17 protein-coding genes and 2 pseudogenes are annotated in these 19,140 nt (G+C 70.3%); 14 read left to right on the top strand and 5 right to left on the bottom strand.

The genetic code is table 11. The annotated features are described in order from the left end of the window. Positions 1–25: 25 nt before the first annotated feature. A complete protein-coding gene (locus ACWCRJ_RS29580; protein ID WP_450942174.1) occupies positions 26–916 on the bottom strand; it encodes a (2Fe-2S)-binding protein in 891 nt (296 codons plus the stop codon). A gap of 402 nt (positions 917–1,318) precedes the next feature. Here ACWCRJ_RS29580 and ACWCRJ_RS29585 point away from each other — a divergent pair, with 402 nt between their 5' ends. From ACWCRJ_RS29585 to ACWCRJ_RS29605, 5 genes are all read left to right on the top strand, one after another. Then, a complete protein-coding gene (locus ACWCRJ_RS29585) occupies positions 1,319–2,509 on the top strand; it encodes an ATP-grasp domain-containing protein (protein WP_450942175.1) in 1,191 nt (396 codons plus the stop codon). Next, entirely contained in the window at positions 2,506–4,350 is a 1,845-nt protein-coding gene (locus ACWCRJ_RS29590) for an IucA/IucC family protein (RefSeq protein ID WP_450942176.1), read from the top strand. Before ACWCRJ_RS29585 ends, ACWCRJ_RS29590 begins: the two co-directional genes overlap by 4 nt. A 41-nt stretch (positions 4,351–4,391) precedes the next feature. Continuing rightward, complete coding sequence (locus ACWCRJ_RS29595) at positions 4,392–6,104, top strand: IucA/IucC family protein (RefSeq protein WP_450942177.1); 1,713 nt, start codon at positions 4,392–4,394, stop codon at positions 6,102–6,104. Positions 6,105–6,117: 13 nt separating this feature from the next. Then, the gene (locus ACWCRJ_RS29600; RefSeq protein WP_450942178.1) at positions 6,118–7,308 is read left to right on the top strand and encodes a type III PLP-dependent enzyme; all 1,191 of its coding nucleotides are present in this window, start codon (positions 6,118–6,120) and stop codon (positions 7,306–7,308) included. A gap of 189 nt (positions 7,309–7,497) precedes the next feature. After that, a complete protein-coding gene (locus tag ACWCRJ_RS29605; RefSeq protein ID WP_450942179.1) occupies positions 7,498–8,688 on the top strand; it encodes a 4-hydroxybenzoate 3-monooxygenase in 1,191 nt (396 codons plus the stop codon). A 119-nt stretch (positions 8,689–8,807) separates the two neighbouring features. Here ACWCRJ_RS29605 and ACWCRJ_RS29610 read toward each other — a convergent pair whose 3' ends face one another. After that, a complete protein-coding gene (locus ACWCRJ_RS29610) occupies positions 8,808–9,170 on the bottom strand; it encodes a DUF6479 family protein (protein ID WP_450942180.1) in 363 nt (120 codons plus the stop codon). A 162-nt stretch (positions 9,171–9,332) separates the two neighbouring features. Here ACWCRJ_RS29610 and ACWCRJ_RS29615 point away from each other — a divergent pair, with 162 nt between their 5' ends. Continuing rightward, the gene (locus tag ACWCRJ_RS29615) at positions 9,333–9,710 is read left to right on the top strand and encodes a ferredoxin (protein WP_450942181.1); all 378 of its coding nucleotides are present in this window, start codon (positions 9,333–9,335) and stop codon (positions 9,708–9,710) included. A 104-nt stretch (positions 9,711–9,814) separates the two neighbouring features. Beyond that, positions 9,815–10,993: an acyl-CoA dehydrogenase family protein gene (locus ACWCRJ_RS29620; protein ID WP_450942182.1), complete on the top strand. Its 1,179-nt coding sequence runs from the start codon at positions 9,815–9,817 to the stop codon at positions 10,991–10,993. 68 nt (positions 10,994–11,061) lie between these two features. On the opposite strand, the gene ACWCRJ_RS29625 is transcribed toward ACWCRJ_RS29620, so the two are convergent. From ACWCRJ_RS29625 to ACWCRJ_RS29635, 3 genes are read right to left on the bottom strand one after another with little or no spacing between them, the layout of a single operon-like run. Beyond that, positions 11,062–11,568, bottom strand: a complete 507-nt coding sequence (locus ACWCRJ_RS29625; protein WP_409105818.1) for a hypothetical protein — start codon at positions 11,566–11,568, stop codon at positions 11,062–11,064. Continuing rightward, positions 11,502–12,035 carry a hypothetical protein gene (locus ACWCRJ_RS29630; RefSeq protein WP_409105817.1) on the bottom strand — a complete coding sequence of 178 codons (534 nt, stop codon included), beginning with the start codon at positions 12,033–12,035 and terminating at the stop codon, positions 11,502–11,504. The genes ACWCRJ_RS29625 and ACWCRJ_RS29630 overlap by 67 nt, the downstream gene beginning before the upstream one ends. Positions 12,036–12,039: 4 nt before the next feature. Further along, positions 12,040–13,065, bottom strand: a complete 1,026-nt coding sequence (locus ACWCRJ_RS29635) for a hypothetical protein (RefSeq protein WP_409105816.1) — start codon at positions 13,063–13,065, stop codon at positions 12,040–12,042. A gap of 360 nt (positions 13,066–13,425) precedes the next feature. Here ACWCRJ_RS29635 and ACWCRJ_RS29640 point away from each other — a divergent pair, with 360 nt between their 5' ends. The 7 genes and pseudogenes from ACWCRJ_RS29640 to ACWCRJ_RS29670 all read left to right on the top strand — a co-directional run bounded on the left by ACWCRJ_RS29640 (position 13,426) and on the right by ACWCRJ_RS29670 (position 19,089). After that, positions 13,426–13,797: a helix-turn-helix domain-containing protein gene (locus ACWCRJ_RS29640; protein ID WP_409105815.1), complete on the top strand. Its 372-nt coding sequence runs from the start codon at positions 13,426–13,428 to the stop codon at positions 13,795–13,797. A gap of 11 nt (positions 13,798–13,808) precedes the next feature. Continuing rightward, positions 13,809–14,363 carry an ImmA/IrrE family metallo-endopeptidase gene (locus ACWCRJ_RS29645; protein WP_450942183.1) on the top strand — a complete coding sequence of 185 codons (555 nt, stop codon included), beginning with the start codon at positions 13,809–13,811 and terminating at the stop codon, positions 14,361–14,363. A 1,340-nt stretch (positions 14,364–15,703) separates the two neighbouring features. Further along, complete coding sequence (locus ACWCRJ_RS29650; RefSeq protein WP_409105813.1) at positions 15,704–15,967, top strand: helix-turn-helix transcriptional regulator; 264 nt, start codon at positions 15,704–15,706, stop codon at positions 15,965–15,967. A 159-nt stretch (positions 15,968–16,126) separates the two neighbouring features. Next, positions 16,127–16,510 (top strand): annotated as a pseudogene (locus tag ACWCRJ_RS29655) (DUF6083 domain-containing protein); the annotation flags it as partial. A 63-nt stretch (positions 16,511–16,573) separates the two neighbouring features. Next, the gene (locus tag ACWCRJ_RS29660; RefSeq protein ID WP_450942229.1) at positions 16,574–17,011 is read left to right on the top strand and encodes a hypothetical protein; all 438 of its coding nucleotides are present in this window, start codon (positions 16,574–16,576) and stop codon (positions 17,009–17,011) included. Beyond that, a complete protein-coding gene (locus ACWCRJ_RS29665; protein ID WP_450942184.1) occupies positions 17,008–17,517 on the top strand; it encodes a hypothetical protein in 510 nt (169 codons plus the stop codon). The genes ACWCRJ_RS29660 and ACWCRJ_RS29665 overlap by 4 nt, the downstream gene beginning before the upstream one ends. Before the next feature lie 10 nt (positions 17,518–17,527). Continuing rightward, positions 17,528–19,089, top strand: a pseudogene (locus ACWCRJ_RS29670) (UvrD-helicase domain-containing protein). Positions 19,090–19,140 lie beyond the last annotated feature (51 nt).

The following is a 19,140-nucleotide window of genomic DNA, read 5'->3' on the forward strand; positions in this document are numbered from 1 at the left end:
CGTAGGGGCGTCGGCCGGGTGGTGGTCACCCCTCCAGCCGCCGCAGCCGTTCCGCGTCGCAGGTGCGGGGGCAGGCGGAGCAGGCCTCGGCGGGGCGGATCGTGTAGTAGAGGCAGCAGCCCACACGGGTGCGGGTCGGGTGGTCGCGGCCGTCACTCGTGCGGAGGGAACGGAAGTCTGCGCCGCCGGGGAAGGGCGCGTGGGCGGTGGGGAGGACCGCGGAGGCGGCCCGGACGCCGGCGGCTTCGTCGCCGCGCGTACGGCCGAGGTACCAGAGGCCGGAGACCAGGTCGTCGGAGACCAGGCCCCACAGCGCACGCGAGCCCCGGCGGACGTACGGGCCGATCGCGTCCAGCACCGGGCCCATGTGGTCCGCGACCGCGGCCCGCAACTCGGCGCGCAAGGCCTCCTCGTGGGCCACGGCACGGGCACCGGGCAGGACCGCCACCGGGTCGTCCGGCAGACAGAGGAGTCCGGAGCCGGGCCGCACCTCGAACGTGCCCGTCGCGAGGTCGACCCGTATGTCGTCGGGAGCGATACGGGGTACGCGCCGCTCCAGGTACCAGACTCCGCTCATCAGCAGGCCGACCGACCAGGCGTAGTCGTGCAGGGCGCGGGAGGCGGCGACATGCCGGGGCGCGGAGTGGTCGTAGCGGTCCTGGATGCGGGCGGCCTCCGCCTCGACGAACGCCTCGACGGCACTCTGACCGTCCATCAGCCCGATGGTGGGCGTGCCGAGTCGGGGTGAGTTCGGTCCGGAGGGCGGCCACTGTCGGGCGGCCGGGCGGCCGGCTTCCGCGACGCGTACGGCCAGGGCCTCGCACTCCGCGTCCAGACGGCGGTAGGCGGCGGCGAGGAGTTCCGGGACGGGCGTGGCGGTGTCGGCCTGGGTGTTCTCCAGGTGGGCCACGGTCATCGGTCACTCCAGAGCGTGAAGGGGGTTTGGCGGTCGGGGTAGGTGAGGCTTACCTTATCCACAAGATCGCGTAGCGATGACCAGACTCACCCCGAGGAGATCGACCGGGCCGACGCCGACCTGATCTTCGTCACCACCGCCGGCACTCCGCACAGGACCCGGCGGGAAGCGGGCCACCTCCCACCCCGTCCTCCCAGGCACCGGACGAGACCTCGGATGCCCGGATGCCCGGCGGTCGGCTTCCGGGCATCCGCAGGGCCGGGAGGAGCCCGTCGCCGTTCCGAGGACCACCGGCGTACGGCCGCCCGAGCAGTGACTCCCGCGTGCCCGGGGCGGGCCCCACCGCGAGACGGGCCCGCCCCGCCGACACCCCACCCACCAGCGGAAGTTGTGCACCACCCGATGCGTCTGTACCTGCTCGCCCTCAACCCCACGGACTCCGTCACCGAGGGCTTCCTGCCCGCCGCGGCCCGGCTCGGCCTGCACGTCACCGTTCTCACCGACCAGCCCGACGCCCATCGCGCCGCGTACCCCGAGACCGAGATCCTGGAGTGCGACGTACGGGACCACCGTGCCGTCGTCACCCGGATCTCCACCCGTCACCGGCCCGACGCGGTCTTCACCAACAGCGACCATCTGCAGACCCAGGCCGCCCTCGCCGCCCACTACTTCGGACTCCCCGGCAAGGACTGGCGGGCCACCCTGCGCGCGAAGGACAAGGGCGAGATGCGCCGCCGTCTGGCCGCCTCCGGCGTGGACACCGTCTGGTCCGCCGAGATCGGTGACCCGGCCGGCCTCACCGGCCCGCTCGTCGCCGACGCCCCCTACCCCTGCGTCGTCAAACCCCGCGAAGGAGTCGCCAGCGAGGACGTCGTGCTCGTGGCCGGCGCGGGGGACCTCGTGGCCCGCGGCAAGGAGATCCTGGCCCGGCGTCCGGGCGCCACCCTCGTCGTCGAGGAGTACCTGCCCGGCGAGCTGTACACCCTGGAGACCCTCGGCGACGGCCGGGTCCGCCATGTCATCGGCGGCTTCCACACCACACTGTCCCCGCTGCCGTACTTCGTCGAGGAGCGACTGACCTTCGTCCCGGCCCACCCCGAACCGGTCGTGGCGCAGATCCTCGCCCAACTCGACGCGCTCGGCGTCGGGTTCGGTGCCTGCCACACCGAGTTCGTGGTCCACGAGGGCCGGGCCCGCATCATCGAGGTCAACTACCGTGCCATCGGCGACCAGTGCGACCTGCTGCTCGCCCGGCTCCTCGGCCTGCCGCTCTTCGAACACATCCTCCGCACCCACCTCGGCGAGCCGCTGCCCGTCGACCTGGGCATCGGACGCGACGGCGCGGCCCGCCTGGACTACCCCTGCGCCGACCGGGCCGGCACCCTCGTCGCCGCGCCCGGCCCGACCGAACTCGACGTCGACGGCGTACATCTGACGTACCGTCCGCTCCGGCCGACCGGCGAGCACCACGACCTCTACCGGACCAACCGCGACTACCTCGGCGTCCTCCACGCCACCGGCACCTCCCAGGAGACCGTCGACCGGGTCGCGGCGGACTTCCTCGCCGCCCAGCGCTGGGATATCCACCCGTGAACACCGCCACCCACCTCACGCCCGCCGCCACCGAGCACGCGACCGCCGCTTCCGGGAGCGCTCCCGCGCCCGCCGCCCGCCCTGCCGCCGACGCCCCCGCGCACACCGTCGAAGCCGAACTCCTCACCCGCGTGCTCGGCGCCCTGCTCCGCGAGGACGTCGTCGGCCTGCGCTCCCGCAGCACCCTCGTCCACCACCCCGACGGCCCCTGGCTCCGTCTGCCCGCCGCTGCCGACGCCCTCCTGATGCCCGTCACCGAGGACGGCTTCCAGTACACCCACGCCGCCCGACTGCCCCTGCTCGTGCGGGAGTCGGACGGCGCGCACCTCGTCACCTGCGGCTCCGTCCTCGCCGCGCTGCGCGCCCTCGCCGAGCCCGTCGACCGCGCCGGCTTCGACGCCTTCGCCGAGGAGTGCCGCCAGACCCTCGCCACGATGCTGCTGCACGAGGCCACGGCGAAGGAGACCGCCGACAACCTCGCCGGCCTGTACGGCGCCGACCCCGCCGACTGGACGGGCCTGCGCGCCGGCCTCGCCCACGACACCCTCGCCGCACGCCTCGACCACCCGGTCTACCCGACCGCACGCGGCCGCTCCGGCCTCGACGAGCAACAACTGCGGCTCTACGCACCGGAGTTCCACCCGAGCTTCCCGCTTCGGTGGCTCGCCCTGCCCCGGGAGTCCGTCTCCGTGACCGGGGACCTCCCCGACGGCTGGCCCATCCCCTCCGGGCTCGGTCTCGCGGGCCTCGACCACACCCATGTCACCCTGCCCGTGCACCCGTCGACCGTCGGCCCGCCTCTCGACGCGGCCCTGCGCGAGGCGGGACTCGCCGACCGTGCCGTACTCGCCGACCGGCCGTACCTCTCGGTCGTTCCCACCCTGTCGATGCGTACGGTCGCCCCGGCCGCCGCTCCCGCGCTGCACCTCAAACTGCCGCTGGCGACCGCCACCCTGGGCCTGCGCAACAAGCGGTCCATCAGGCCCGGCACGCTCGCCGACGGCGCCGCCGGACAGCGGCTGCTGGCGGCGGTGACCGACCGCGAGCCCCGCTTCCGGGGCCGGGTGCTGCACGCCGACGAGTCGGTGTACGCGCACGCCGGTCACGAACTGCTCGCCGTACTGTGCCGCCGCCACCCGGCGGACCTCGACGACGCGGCCGTCGTCCCCATGGCCGCCCTCCTCGCCCCGGCACCCGGCGGGCGACTGGTCCTCGACCACCTCGCCGACCGTTTCCACGGCGGTGACCCGATCGCGCTGCTGGACGCCGTGCTCACCCTGCTGTTCGACTGGCAGACCACGCTCTTCGGCTATGGCATCGCGCTGGAGTCGCACCAGCAGAACGTCTCCCTGGTCCTCGGCCCCGCCCCCGGCGCCCTGCGGCTGCTGCTGAAGGACAACGACGGCCCGCGCGTCGACCGCGTCCGCCTGGCCGCCGCGTTCGGCGCACGCGAAGGGGAGGACGGCGGCACCTGGGGCTTCGACGACGCCCGCACCTTCACCACCGACGACCGTGCCGTGACCGATGTCTTCACCACCATCACGGTCCACCTGTGCGCCGGGGCCTACGCGTTCGGCCTCGCCCGGCACGGCCGCGCCCCGCTGCCGGAACTGCTGAGCCTCGTACGGGAGCGGCTCGCCGAGGCCGTCGACCGCCTCGGCGGTGACGCGGCGGCGGTACTGCGCGCGCGGGTGCTGGACGCCCCCGAGCTGCCGGTGAAGGCGATGGTGACCGCCGGGACCCTGCTGAGCAAGGAGCGGTCGGGCGCCGCCGACATCAACAAGCACTACACCACCGGCCCCAACTACCTGCTCAGGCCGTCGCCGTCGCCGCCGGAGTGACCGCCCCGCCCCCACGTCCGCGTACCCGCTGGAGCCACCGCATGCCCCCGCTCACCGACTCGCTCGGTACCACCCACCTCCCCGCCGCCGACGACGCCGTCGCCCACACCCTCCTGAACTGTCTGCTGCGGGAGGTGTCCGGCCCCGAACACCAGACCGCTGTCAGCGACGGCCACCTCCTGCTGCGCCTGCCCCGCCGCGGCCTCCTCCTCCGGGTGGCCCTGCGCCGCACCTCCCTGCTGGGCGCGCACCGCTTCACCGGCCCCGTCCACGAGCGGTCCGACACCGGCTGGACGCGGCTGGACTGGCGCCGCCTGGCCGAGTACACGCACGACGAACTGTCCCTGCGCACCGGCGTCCGCAACCCCGAGTTCCTGCACCAGGTCGACTCCAGTCACCGCACCCTCGCCACCGCGCTCGACGCCCGCGAGACCGGCGCGCACCTCCCGCACGGGCGCCCGGACTATCTCGCCTCCGAGCAGTCCCTGCTGTTCGGCCACCGCTTCCACCCCACTCCCAAGGCCCGCACCGGCGACATCGAGGCATGGCAGTCGTACGCCCCCGAGGCCGGCGCCTCCTTCCCGCTGCGCCGCCTCGCCGTCCGCGACCACCTCGTCGCCGAGGAGAGCGCCGAGGCGGGGGCCACCGCCGTGCTCGACCGGGACCTCGGCGACGTCCCCGAGGGCTACCGGCCGCTGCCCGCCCACCCCTGGCAGTACGAGATGCTGCGCGGACACCGGCTGCTGCGTGAGGCGCTGGGCCGCGGCGACATCCTCGACCTGGGCCCCGGCGGCCGCGAGTACGCGGCCACCGCCTCCGTCCGCACCCTCTTCGACGGTGACGCCTTCCTGAAGTTCAGCCTCAACGTCCGCATCACCAACTGCCTGCGCAAGAACGCCAGTTACGAACTATCCGGCGCCGTCGCCCTCACCCGCCTCCTCGCCCCGGTCCTCACCGACCTGGAGAGCCGCTTCCCCGGCAGCGCGATGCTCCGCGAACCCGCCTACCGCAGCCTCGCCGTCCCCGGCCCCGACGGCACCCCCGACCGGGCCCTCCTCGAAGGCTTCGGTGTGATCGTCCGCGAGGGCCTGTCCCGGCGCCTGCTGCCCGGCACCACCCCGCTGCTCGCGGCCGCCGTCGCCGACGAATACCCGACCAGCGCGGCCCACATCTCCCGCCTCCTCGACGGTACGGGCCCCGAGACCGCCCTGACCTGGTGGAAGTCCTACCTCCGCCTCCTCCTGCCGCCCGTCCTCGCCGCCTACTTCGACCACGGGCTCGTCCTCGAACCCCACCTCCAGAACGTCCTCGTCTGCGTCGACACCGACGGCATGCCCGCCCAGGTCCTCTTCCGCGACCTGGAGGGCGCCAAGCTCGTCCCCGACCACCACACCGACGCCCTCGCGGCCCTCCCGCCCGAGGTCGCCGGACCGATGTCGTACGACGCCCGGCGCGGCTGGGACCGCGTCGTGTACTGCCTCCTCGTCAACCACGTCGCCGAGCTCCTCGCCGCCCTCGCCGACCTGCACCCCGGGACCGAGCGCGACCTGTGGGCGGCCGTTCGCGCGACCTTGCGGGCCCACGCCGACGAGGAGGGCTGCCCGCCCCTTCTCGCCGCCCTCCTCGCCGGGGACCCGCTCCCCGCCAAGGCCAATCTGCTCACCCGCTGGGAGCGCAGGGCCGACCGTGAGGCCGACTACGTCCGTCTGCCCTCCCCCCTCGCCGAGGACGTCCTGAGCCGGGGCGCCCGTTGATCCAGGAGCCTCGATGACCCTGCCCACCTCCGCCGTACGCGACCGTGTCCTGTCCCTGCCGCCCACCCGACTCCCCGCCTACGTGTACGACCTGACGGCGCTGCGCGACCACGCCGCGCAGGTGCGGGCCGCCCTCCCCGACCGGGTCGAGCTGTACTACGCGGCCAAGGCCAACCCCGAGCCGGAGATCCTGGCCGCGCTCGGTCCGTACGTCGACGGCTACGAGGTGTCCTCCGGCGGTGAACTCGCCCACGTGGCGGGGGCCGTACCGGACAGACCGCTGGCCTTCGGGGGCCCCGGCAAGACCCCGGACGAGATCCGGGCCGCCCTGGAGCGGGGTGTCGCGCGCTTCCACGTCGAGAGCGAGCACGAGCTGCGGATGCTCGGCGAGCTGGCACGCCGGGTGGCACCGGCCGGGCCCGTCGGGGTACTGCTCCGCTTCAACCTCGCGGTGACGGACGGCTCGCTCGCGGGCAGCTCGCTCGCGATGGGCGGCCGGCCCACCCCGTTCGGCCTGGACCCGACCCGGGCGGCGGACGTACTGCGCCCGCTCACCGACGGCACCTACCCGCACCTCGAACCGCTGGGCGTCCACGCCCACCTGGCGAGCGGGCTCGACGCCCCCGGACTGCTCCTCCTCGCCCGCTCGATCGTGGAATGGGCGACGGCTCTTGACGTACCGCCGCGCGAGGTGAACGTCGGCGGCGGCATGGCCGTCGACTACACGCGCCCCGACAGCCGCTTCGACTGGAAGCAGTACGGCGAAGGCCTCGCCCGGCTCGCCGACACGCACCCGGAACTGACACTGCGCATCGAACCCGGCCGGGCCCTCACGGCCTACTGCGGCTGGTACGCCACCGAGGTGCTCGACGTGAAGCGCAGCCACGGCGAGGAGTTCGCCGTGGTCAGGGGCGGTACCCACCATCTGCGCACCCCGGCGGCCAAGGGCCACGACCAGCCGTGCTCGGTGCTGCCGGTGGCGGAGTGGCCGCACCCGTGGCCACGCCCGTCGGCCGCGGGGCAGCGCGTCACCCTCACCGGGCAGCTGTGCACACCGAAGGACCTCCTCGCGCGCCGGGCGCACGCGCCGGGGCTGCGGGCGGGAGACCGGGTCGCCTTCGCCCTCGCGGGCGCCTACGCCTGGAACATCTCGCACCACGACTTCCTGATGCATCCGCACCCCGGTCTCCACTTCGTCGCCTGACTCCCGTTCGCCCCGCCATGGAACCCGACCGCCCGCCCGGCCCCTCTGGTGGAGTGTGACCGTTGACAGGCGGGCAGGCCGGGCGCAGACTCTTGTGCACAACATAGTGAAGCTAATTTCACCTGGCGAACAAGCACGGGACCCGGGGACGGGACGCGGCGGCTCGTCCTCAACGACGAGGAGTACTCAATGCACACCACTGTCGGCATCATCGGCGGCGGCCCGGCGGGGCTGCTGCTGGCCCGTCTGCTGCACAACGCGGGAATCGACAGTGTGGTTCTGGAACGCAAGGACCGCGCCTACGTCGAGCAGCGTCAGCGCGCCGGAATCCTGGAGCAGGCCACCGTCGACGTGCTGCGCTCGGCCGGTGCGGGGGCCCGGCTGGACGCCGAGGGCATCCCCCACGACGGCATCGAGCTGCGCTTCGACGGCCGCGCCCACCGCGTCGACTTCCCCGAGCTGACCGGCGGGCGCCGGGTGTGGGTCTACGCCCAGACCGAGGTCGTCAAGGACCTCATCGCCCTCCAGCTGACCAGCGGCGGACCCCTGCTGTTCGAGGCCGAGGTGCACGCGGTGGAGGGCGCCGACAGCGACCGCCCCTCGATCCGTTACACCCACGGGGACCGCGAGCAGACCCTGACCTGCGACTACGTGGTCGGCTGCGACGGCTTCCACGGCGTGGCCCGCGACGCCGTCCCCGCCGGCGTGCGGACGACGTACGAGCGGACCTACCCCTACTCCTGGCTGGGCATCCTCGCCGACGCCCCGCCCGTCTACGACGAGCTGATCTACGCCCACTCCGAGCGCGGCTTCGCGCTGGCGAGCATGCGGTCGCCGTCCGTGAGCCGCCTCTACCTCCAGGTCCCGAACGGCACCGACCCGGCCGACTGGCCCGACGAGCGGATCTGGGACGAGCTGGACGCCCGCCTCGCGCTCACCGCACACCCGGGCTGGCGGCTCAAGCGCGGGCCCGTCACCTCCAAGGCCGTCCTCCCGATGCGCAGCCACGTCACGGAGCCGATGCGCTACGGCCGGGTGTTCCTGGCCGGCGACGCCGCGCACATCGTGCCGCCCACCGGCGCCAAGGGGCTGAACCTGGCCGCCACCGACGTCATCGTGCTGGCCCGCGCCTTCGCCCGGCTCAGGGAGACCGGCTCGACCGAGCTGCTCGACGCCTACTCGGACACCTGTCTGCGCCGGGTCTGGCGGGCCGAGCACTTCTCCTACTTCATGACCACGACCCTGCACGCGGACCCGGACCAGTCCCCGTTCGAGACCAGGCTCCAGCTCTCGCAGCTCGACCGGGTCGCCACCTCGCGCCACGCGGCTGCCGAACTGGCGGAGAACTACACGGGGCTGCCGCTGGAGGCCGATTCCTGACCGGGCGGTGGCGAGCGCGCTGCGGTGGGCATCGCCCGGTGCGACCGCGCGAACGCCGAGGGGCGTGGCGTCGAACGAATCTGTTCGACGCCACGCCCCTCGGCGTTCGCTGTATACCGTCAGTGCGCGCCCAGGCCGCCGCTGCCGAAGCCGCCGCTGCTGTTCTTGCTCCAGCGGGGCCGCTTCTTGTCCGGGCTCGGCCGGGTCCCCTGGTTGCCGTGCACCTCGTAGGGCGTCAGCCGGCGGTCGCTCTGGGGGATCTCGTCGGGCTCGCGGTTCAGCTGCTCCTCACGGACGGGGCCGCCCTCGGGCATCCGGGGCTGCTCGTCGGGGCGCGGTCGGCGCGGCTCACGAGCGCGTACGCGGGCGCCCAGCCACAGGGCGCCGATGAGCATGGCGACCACCACGAGCCCTGCCACGAACGGGGCGGCACCGGCCAGTACGCTTCGTTCTGCGGCTATATCAGTCCATTCCATGTTCATAAGGGATGAATACCCCCAATATGTCGAGTGAACCGGCCCGCATCGAACGGCTGGTGCCCGGGTGCCCTGTCCGGACTCCCGGAAACGGAACCCCCGAACCGCGTGCCGGGCGGATCCCGGTGGCCCGTGTTTGGTGCGAGGGGCACCGGCTACCCGCCCGGGGTGACCACGACGACGACATCCCAGCGGGAACTCATCCAATTCCTCGAGGACCGCTTCGCCTGTGCGCAGGCGTGCACCGAGTGCGCGCGGGCGTGCGCGCTACGGGCGAGCCTCGCCGATCCCGACGGGCCCGAGGCCCAGGAGAAGATGCGCCGCAAGGGCATCATGTGCGCGGAGGTGTGCGACGCCACGTGTCGGGCGCTCTCCGAGGAGGCCAACCTCGACGAGGCGGGCATCCGCCTCCAGGTGGAGTGGTGCCGCACCGTCGCCCTGGAGTGCGCACGCGTCTTCGACGATTCTCCCGGAGCTCACGACGGCGCCAAGGCCTGCCGGGAGTGCGCCCAGGCCTGCACGGACTTCCTGACCACCCTCCGCTGAGCCCCCGGGTGCCGGAAATGGCCCCCGCCTCCGCTCTTCCCCATTACTGGAACACGTTCTAGCGTGTGCGCCGTCAGGTCGGCCTTGGGGAGCCTGGAGGCGCCGTGCACCTCGAATACACGCCCGAGCAGCAGCGGTTGCGCACCGAACTGCGCGCCTACTTCGCCGAGTTGGTCCCGGAGGGCGCCTACACCCGGCACGCCGACCCGGCGGCGCAGAAGCGCTTCTACCGCGCGACCATCCGCCGCCTCGGCGCCGACGGCTGGCTCGGCGTGGGCTGGCCTGAGGAGTACGGCGGACGCGGCCTGACCGCGATCGAGCAGTTCATCTTCTTCGACGAGGCCGCCCAGGCGGGCGTCCCGCTGCCGCTGATGGCGCTCAACACGGTCGGCCCGACGATCATGCAGTTCGGCACCGAGGAACAGAAGTCGTACTTCCTGCCGCGGATCCTGTCCGGCGAGCTCGACTTCGCCATCGGCTACAGCGAGCCCGACGCCGGCACCGACCTGGCCGCGCTGAAGACCCGCGCGGTCCGGGACGGCGACCACTACGTCGTCAACGGACAGAAGATCTGGACGACCAACGGCGACACGGCCGACTGGGTGTGGCTCGCGGTGCGCACCGACCCCGACGCCCCGCCCCACAAGGGCATCACGATGCTCCTCGTCCCGACCACGGAACCGGGCTACTCCTGCACCCTCATCAACACCCTCGCCTCGCACGACACCACCGCCAGCTACTACGAGAACATCCGCGTCCCCGTCTCCCGCCGCGTGGGTGAGGAGAACAAGGGCTGGCGGCTGATCACCAACCAGCTCAACCACGAGCGCGTCACCCTCGCCGCCCACGGCACCATGGCCATCCGCTCGCTGCACAACGTCCAGCGATGGGCCATGGAGACCAAGCTCGCCGACGGCCGCCGCGTCATCGACCTGCCCTGGGTCCGCCGCCGCCTCGCCCAGACCCACACCAGGCTCGACGCCCTCAAACTCCTCAACTGGCGCATGGTCAGCGCCCTCCAGGAGGGCACCCTCACCCCGCAGGACGCCTCCGCCGTCAAGGTCTACGGCTCCGAGGCCCGCCGCGACGCCTACGCCTGGCTCATGGAGATCGTCGCCGCCGCCGGCGCGCTCAAGGAGGGCTCGGCGGGCACCGTCCTGCACGGCGAACTCGAACGCGGCTACCGCTCGGCCGTCATCTTCACCTTCGGCGGCGGCAACAACGAGATCCAGCGCGAGATCATCTCGTGGATCGGCCTCGGGATGCCCAGGGTGCGACGCTAGCCGCTTGTGACGAGGATTTATAGTTGGCACAAAAGAGGGATAGTTGGCATCAAGATCACCGCCATTTCTCAGAGATGACGGCGCATCACTTCGATGCATCTGGCTCGGGCCGCGTTCGATCGGTCCCGGGGGTACGGGACTCCGAGATTCATTCCGCTGTCTGTGCCGATCGGCGGCTGCTGCCAGGCGAGGCTCATCTGCGCGCCGGCCTCCGCTCGCGCCGTGGCCACGAGGGTTGCGTAGGGGCCCGCGACGGTTGTGGCCTCGATCTGGAGCCATGCCTGGTGGAAGGCCATTCGTGCCAGCAGACTGCTGACCTCGTCGGTGAGTTGTTGTCGTACGGCGGACGAGGATTCGGGGCGGCGCCGTATGCGGTAAGGCATCTCCAAGTACTCCTCGACCGCCGTCAGCGCTTCGGCGAAGGTCTTGGCCCGGTGCTCCCTTCGTACGGCCCGTTGGTTGAGGGCGTAGGTCAGGAAGGCGCCGAAAAGGGCGATGCACGGGACGATCAGCCCAGCGGTCTGGGCCCACGTCCAGCTGCTGTCCGTCGTTTGTGCCGCCGAGAAGACCTGCACGCGTCGCTCCCCGGGATGCCGTGAGGGGCATCCTCCATCAGCCACTGGCCGCCCTCCTCACCGCCGGTGAGCCGCCAGTAGTGTTCGAGGAACAAGTGTGTGCGGACAATCTCGATGAGGTCCAGAAGCCCTTTGGAACTCGTCCACCGCTGATCTTCCGGGTCGAGCGGATACCAGAGGCAGAGGGCGTCGTCGAACGAATACCGGTGCTTCGAGGGGGCACCGGGCCTGGCGCGGACCCGGGGGAAGTCCTCCGGCTTCTGGCCGTAGGTGGAGTAAGGCGGATCTTCGTAGAACCGGATTCGGACGTCGACCGGGTCGGGTTCGCCTATGACGTCGAGTCCGGTGAGTTCGTACGTCAGTGAGTCGCGGCGGTAGGTGTGACGGAGGGCGTCACCGAAGTGGTGCCGGGCGTCCCGTTCGAGTGGGGCCCACCAGATGGGCTGGGCCCCGTACCAGGCCAGCATGGCCTCAGTCTCCCCAGGCGCGGGTGGGGGTGACGAGTCCGGTAGCGAGCCCGAGTCCAGTGGCGGCCGTACCGCCCGAGCGGACGGTCCTCGCGAGACGATCGGCTTCCTCCTGCGTGCCGTCCGCGTCGGGCACGAGTTCTGGGAGGACCTGGTGCAGCACGTGCTGCGCGCTGAGCGGGCGACCGGCCTTCTCGTGCTCGATCGCGAGGTCGATGTGCTTCCGGGCCGTGCAGAGCCGCTTGTGCACGTCGGTGCGCGGCATGTTGAGAGGGATCGGGCCGGCCACACCGGCTGGGTCGGGTGTCGGGCCCATGTCGATCTTGTCCGCCGCGTAGGTGAAGAAGACCTGTAGCGCGTTGATCAGCGGCATGGGCTCGTCGAGGCAGTCGAGGCAGAGGGCCTTGATGTTCCAGGAGCACATGGGCTTGCTGTGGGTGCCGTTCCAGTGCTTCAGAAGCCGGACGGTGCGGGCGAAGACGACGTTGGTGTCGTCGATGGCCTGGAGCACCATCCGGGTGTGGGTGACCGGGTCAGCACGGTCCCACTGGTCCGCGATCTTCGTGTTCGGGATGTACAGCCCACGGCCCGATGGGTGCGGGATCGCGGTCATCACGTCCGCCGTGAAGTCGGCCTGTCCAGGTGTGACCGGGTCGCCGAACCGGACGAGTACGGCCCGGCGGCGGCCGATGACCTCGATGGTGAGCTTCCGGAACTCGTCGCCGAGGTCCTCGCGGATCGTGTCGCGGACGATCTCCATCAAGGACAGGGCGCTCTTCTTACCCGGACCGTAGGGCTCGGCGTCCGCCTTAGTGAGGACGACACCGAGGTCGACGTCGGTCAGGGGCGTGTTGGCGTCGCCATGGGCCACGCTCCCGTTGAAGTAGGTGGTCGAGCCGGGGAACGCCCGGCGTGCGGATGCGGCCAGAAGTCGCCGGCGGCGCTTGGCCTCGGCGAGTTCCTCGTCGGTCACCTGGATCTTGCGGCGTCCTTCGTCGAGGAGCGATGCAAGGGACTTGTTGTGAACCATCGGTACCACCCTTCTCGCTGGTGGGAGGCGAGGGGTATGTCTCCCACCAGCGCGAGACGTATTACTTCTCGCGGCGCACGCCCTTGAAGGGCGTGCCACCTGCCTTCCCATCCATGAAGCGGCCGTTCTCGCCTCGCTTCGTCCACGTGAGGGTCCGGGTATTGAGGACCTGGCTCCGTCGGGAGACGCTGCCGCGACGGAAGCCCTTGCCAGTGTTTGTGGCCACGCCGTCACCACCATTCATCACTCCGATTGCGATATCGGCACTGATACCGATCTTGCAATCGGAAGGTTAAGGGGCTGATTCGACTTTCGCAAGTGATACCTGATGTGTAACCATGCGTGTGAGAGGAGGAGATCATGAGCGAGCGGAGTGCAGCAGGTCGGTTTGACGCGGTCGCGTTTCATACAGCCCTGGATCGCACGCGTCAGGAACGGGGTCTTCTCTGGAAGGACGTAGCCCAGCAGGCCGGCGTCAGCGCTTCGACGTTGACGCGGCTGGCTCAGGGGCGTAGGCCCGATGTGGACGGGCTCGCGGCTCTTGTCACGTGGGCCAATCTGAGCGCGGATGATTTCGTTCGTCGAACCGACGAGCCGCGCAACCAGGACACGCTGACCAAGGTGGCTACACACCTGCGGGGTGACCGCAACCTCACACCTGAGGCAGCGGAAGCCCTCGAAGCTCTGATTACCGTCGCCTACAAGCAGTTGGTGACTGATCTGCCGGAGTAGGGGAGCTCCCCATGCCGTTGCGTCATGGCTTCAAGGCCGAAGCCAACCGCTTGTCAGTGCAGATGCGGAGAGAGCTGGGGCTCCACCCCGCGTCGCCGCTTGTGCCTACGCGACTTGCTGAGTACCTGATGATCCCGGTCAAGGCATTCAGCTCGGCGATAGCGGAAGACCCCCGGATTGGACGGCTTCTCACCACGGAGCGGGAAGCCGTGAGCGCTCTTACTGTGCATGCGGGGCCGCGTCGCCAGATCTGGGTGAACGACTCCCACGACCTGGGGCGCCAGAACAGCTCGGCCAGTCATGAAATCGCCCATGCGCTTTTGATGCATCCGGCGGGTCCGGCACTTGACCTCCGCGGTTGCAGACACTGGGACGGAGAGATCGAAGAGGAAGCAGACTGGCTGGCCGGAAATCTCTTGATCACCAACGAGGCGGCGTGGTCCATCGCCAGGAGCGGGCTCAGCCCTGAGGCGGCCATGCTCCGATATGGGGTGAGCAGGCAGATGTTGACCTGGCGCATGAATAAGAGCGGCGCGAGGGCGCGCCGCGCTCGATCGGCGAGTTGAGGACACCTCAGTTCGAGTGTGCTCGTCCCCAAACGTGCGGAACGGAGGTGAGTCAGCCCTTGCTGAACGTCCGAGTGATCAGCTATGAGATCGGTCGCCTCAGCTCTCGGGGTTCGCGACAGCGTCAGATCGGCTGGCTGCCCGCTGATTCCGATTGCCCTTCGGCAGTAGCTCCCAGTGCAGATCTCCTGAGGCGAGGGCCACGCTCCAGGAAGTCAGGAATCGCGCCAATTGGTCGAGCGCAGGGAACAGGGCCTCGGAAACGAGTCCACACTCACGCGCGATCCGGTCCATGTCGGCACACCCGCGACCGGTTGCGAAGTCGGTGTGTGCCGCAACGCAGAGGGCGGTCAGCCGCAGAGACGGGCCACCGGGGCCCACGCGGCCACCTCTCGCCATACGCAGCGCCCAGTCGGCAGCGCTCCTGCGGTCTGGACGTGCGGGACGCTGAGCAAACAACCCGCCGTCGAGGATCTGGGCACCCACTACCTGGTCGGCAGAGCCCGGGGTAGCCGGAATTCTGCGGAGCCATCGCGCCTGCTCCAGCTCGCTCCACGGGAGTGGATTGCGGCCAAGGCGAAGACTGCGTAGGACCCCAGCCGGCATCCGGACCTTCCCTTCGGAGTCCATGCGCAGTGCACACTGCACGGCGAGCAGTCGGGCTGCAGCCCCTGTGTGGCTGGGTAGGGCTGCGGCCAAGTAGCTGAGCATCTCCCGCACTCGGATCTGGTCGCCCGGCCCTTTGGGTCGTCGTTTGCGACGCCGCGAGGCGCCGTCCGACGACGCCACGGTCACAGGGAGGAAGGTTTCCGGAACTACGGCGGCCTGTGCCGTCACCGACGCGCAGGCCGTACAGGCGTCGGCAAATCGCCAGAGTCGTCCGCTCCGTTCGCGGGTGAGAAGCAGACGGACGGGTCCGGCGCAGCCGCGGTGACGGGGGTGCCAGCGGCAACCTCGTTCGTGGCACTGGCAGGTGCGCATGTATGGCGGCAGGGCGTCGCGCCGGGCATGTCCGGCCAAATGCTCGAGCGCTGCGGAGCGCGCGGATACAGCAGCGAGCAGCCCGCCCCGGTGGTCGCACTGCTGACACACAAGCTGCGGCCCGTCAGAGCCGGGCCGCAACTCCACCGTCCAGGCACGCCGTGTTGTCGGGCGTGTTGTGCAAAGCCTCATGGGGCGCGCTCCTCCCAATCCTGCTTCCGCGCCGTTGTCCGCTCAGGAGAGAGCGGCGGCCGCACACGCTAGTGCAGACCTCTGCCCTCGCGCCCGCGCTGCGACCTAGGGAAATAGGGCAGAGGTCTGCACTGACAGGGCAGGGGTCTGCCCCGTCGGATGGTCGGGTGACGATCTTTCCGCCCGATCCGGACTTCGAGGCACTCCGCCTGGAGCTCGCGCGCCTGCGGGCGGCCCGAGGATGGAGCTATGACGAGCTCGCCGACCGTAGCGGCCTTGCCAGACGGACTCTCATCGAGATTGAGCAGGGCCGAACGATCGGGACGCTGAAAACCTGGCACGCCCTCGCGCACGCCCTGAGCACCCCGCTCGACGAGCTCTTCGCCACCCTGTGCAACGGGCACGAGCCTCCCGCGAAGGCCGACGGCTGACTACTTTCGGGACGGTCTTCATCAACCGCCCGAACGGGTGACTCCACGCGAACGCGTGATCGCATTCTCGAAACCCCGTCTCACCAGATGCGGCACTTCGGGGGACACCTACGGTGCTGACACCCGCTGGACGGCGTGTCAGCTGACAGGTTCGCCCGCATGCGCTCCACACCCCCTTCTTCACGCCATTGGGATGGCAGCCTCGTCCATGGCCGCGCGAGGCGTTCTCTACGCGTAAGCCACGACAGCGCCAGTCGTCTACTGCGATGCGGTCAGGGTGACCGCTGCCGGGACTGCGGCAACCGAATCGAGTGGTACCACCGCACCAACGAGCGGCCCATCCGCCTGCACCCTCACGAGTTGCCTGCTGAGCGAGTGCCCGCTACCTGCCAATGGCACGTCAGCCGCGGCGTCGCTCACCCGGCGGGTGACGGCAGCAGTTGGTGCCGCCTGCCGCACGCCATGCTCTGCCCTGCCCGTCACGCCCTTCCAGCCGTACCCGAACTGACAGGGCTGCGCCGGGCTCTGGCGGTCAACACCCGCCGCCTGATCGACAGCGGTGCCTTCGCTCCTCCCTCCACCCCGCCGAACACGGAAGCCTCACCGATGGCCACGTGTCGGCCCGCCCGCCCTGTCGTTCAACTCCTGTACATCCGCTACCTCGCCAACCACCCGGTGGACGAGATCCAGTGCGTCGCCCAGACCCGACGCCGCCACCGCTGCACAAGCCCCCTGCTCACGCCCAAGACCCAGGCAGGTGTCTGGACTCTCGTGCCCCTCGCCACGCGGCACGGCCAGCTTCCCCTGCCTGGAGATGTCCTGGCCGTCTACGCGCTCACCGGCCTGCCCTATGCCGAGCAACTGCGCTGGAAGGCTCAACGCTGCCCCGAGCACGCCGCCATCCCCACAGCCGCCGACGCGGCGGTAACCGAGTGGGAGCCCTTCGACCCCCTCATCCACCACGAGCACATCCACACCCGGCTCCCGACACTCACCCGACGCCAAGGGCCTGCCAGCCAGAGCGGGAAGGCGACGCACCCGTGACAGCGCACCACGCGATCGAGATCACCCTTACCCGGCCTGCCAGCGACTGTGAACTTCGTCGTGCGCGTCGTGTCGTGGCTCTGGCCAGCAACAACGACCGCACCCGACTGCTGACTCTGCAACGCGCAAAGACTCCTGGGCGTGCGCTGCGGGCACTTCGGCGTCGACTCGATGCCGTATTGCCCATCGATGTCCTGACTACCCATTACCCAGACCGACAGGGCTGTGTCCTGCTGAACTTCGCTCTCAGTCACCCCGCCCGCACCACCATCCGCCAGGCTGCGGAAGCCTGCGGGCAACGGCCCCGGGACTTCCTGAAGCAGACCGTGATCGACGCTGTCGCGCAGCACAAAGAAGAGCGCGTCCGCCGGCTGATGACCCGGTTCGAGGGGCTGCTGGCCCAGAACACCCCGGAAGAACTGCTGGCTTGCGCAGCGAGCATTCTCCTCAGTCATGACAACCGCACGCCCAGCGGCCAGAGCCAGTCCTGCTCCACCCCTTCCTGAGGAGCCTTTCGTGCCCACCCCGACCGAGGAGCAGGTCCAAGCAGCCGACACCTTCCGAGCAGGGCACCAACTCGTTTGCAGGCGGGGGCCGGTACCGGCAAGACCACCACCCTCGCGATGCTTGCCGCCGGCACCAAACGACGCGGTCGCTACCTCGCTTTCAATAAGGACATCGCTCGTGACGCCGCCAATCGCTTTCCCCCAACGGTGATGTGCAAGACCGCCCACGCAACGGCGTACGCAGCACTCGGCCACCGCTATGCCGCCCGACTCAACGGCCCCCGCCAGCCTGCCTGGAAGATCGGCCAGGCCCTCGGTATCACCCGGCCCATCCGCATCGGCGATCACGAGATCAGCCACAAGACGCTCTCCCACACGGTGCTACGCGCCGTGACACGCTTCTGCTACTCCGCAGACCATGCCCTGGCTTGCCACCATGTGCCGCACCTTCGCCGTCTGGCAACGCGTGCCGAGCACGCCCAACTGGTTGACGAGGTACTACCGTTCGCGACCAAGGCCTGGTCCGACCTACAAATGTTCGACCAGGGTGCGGTCTGCTTCGAACACGACCACTACCTGAAGATGTGGGCCCTGACCCAGCCCAGGATCGAGGCGGACTTCCTCTTCCTCGACGAAGCCCAGGACACCAACCCCGTCCTGGAACAGGTCTTCAACACCCAGCGTGACCACGCTCAACTCGTCATGGTCGGCGACTCGGCCCAGGCCATCTATGGCTGGCGAGGTGCCCGCGATGCGATGACCGACTTCGACGCCACGGCTCTCACTCTGACCCGCTCCTTCCGCTTCGGCCCTCTGCTCGCCGAACAAGCCAACCGCTGGCTCGAACTCGCGGAGGCACCCATCCGTCTGACCGGGAGCGAGACCATCCCCACCGAGGTCGGAGACGTTGCCAACCCGGATGCAGTGCTGTGCCGCACCAACATCGGCGCCATGGCCGAAGTCATGCGCCTCCTGTCCGAGGGGCGCCGCGTCGCCCTGGCTCGCGGCGGGCACACACTCACCTCGCTGGCGCTCGCGGCTCGCGACCTCAAGGAAGGACGCCGCACCAGCCACCCGGAACTCGTCCTCTTCGCCTCCTGGGGCGACGTGCAGAACTACGCGACCTACGATCCGGCAGGCGGCGACCTCCAGCCCTTCGTCGACCTCGTCGACACGCACGGCCCCGATGTCATCCTGGCCGCAGTCGACGAGCTCACGGACGAGGACCATGCCGACGTGACCGTGTCCACAGCCCACAAGGCCAAGGGGCGTGAATGGCCAACCGTCCGGATTGGCGACGACTTCCCACCTCCCAAGGACACCGACCAACACGACGCCGAAGGCCGTCCCGTCCCGGAACCCGTCAACGACACTGACGCCCGCCTCGCATACGTCGCCGTCACGCGTGCACGCCGCCGACTTGACCCAGGGGGGTTGTCCTGGATCGACACACATCCCGCGGCTTCAAGTCCCATTGCGGTTGCGGAACCCAACCCAGCGCACCACCTCCAGCAACCACCCCGCACGCCGACGACCTCCAGGAAACGGAACTCTCCTGCAGGCGGCCGATAGGTGACGAGTCCATTGGCGGCATCGACCTGGGAAGACTGCTGGATCGTCAAC

The organism is Streptomyces sp. NPDC002324 (assembly GCF_053593335.1).

Coding starts and splice junctions, on each gene's coding strand:
- ACWCRJ_RS29580 (WP_450942174.1), bottom strand. CDS start 916: ATGACCGTGGCCCACCTGGAGAACACCCAGGCCGACACCGCCACGCCC.
- ACWCRJ_RS29585 (WP_450942175.1), top strand. CDS start 1,319: ATGCGTCTGTACCTGCTCGCCCTCAACCCCACGGACTCCGTCACCGAG.
- ACWCRJ_RS29595 (WP_450942177.1), top strand. CDS start 4,392: ATGCCCCCGCTCACCGACTCGCTCGGTACCACCCACCTCCCCGCCGCC.
- ACWCRJ_RS29600 (WP_450942178.1), top strand. CDS start 6,118: ATGACCCTGCCCACCTCCGCCGTACGCGACCGTGTCCTGTCCCTGCCG.
- ACWCRJ_RS29605 (WP_450942179.1), top strand. CDS start 7,498: ATGCACACCACTGTCGGCATCATCGGCGGCGGCCCGGCGGGGCTGCTG.
- ACWCRJ_RS29610 (WP_450942180.1), bottom strand. CDS start 9,170: ATGAACATGGAATGGACTGATATAGCCGCAGAACGAAGCGTACTGGCC.
- ACWCRJ_RS29630 (WP_409105817.1), bottom strand. CDS start 12,035: ATGCTGGCCTGGTACGGGGCCCAGCCCATCTGGTGGGCCCCACTCGAA.
- ACWCRJ_RS29635 (WP_409105816.1), bottom strand. CDS start 13,065: ATGGTTCACAACAAGTCCCTTGCATCGCTCCTCGACGAAGGACGCCGC.
- ACWCRJ_RS29640 (WP_409105815.1), top strand. CDS start 13,426: ATGAGCGAGCGGAGTGCAGCAGGTCGGTTTGACGCGGTCGCGTTTCAT.
- ACWCRJ_RS29645 (WP_450942183.1), top strand. CDS start 13,809: ATGCCGTTGCGTCATGGCTTCAAGGCCGAAGCCAACCGCTTGTCAGTG.
- ACWCRJ_RS29660 (WP_450942229.1), top strand. CDS start 16,574: ATGGCCACGTGTCGGCCCGCCCGCCCTGTCGTTCAACTCCTGTACATC.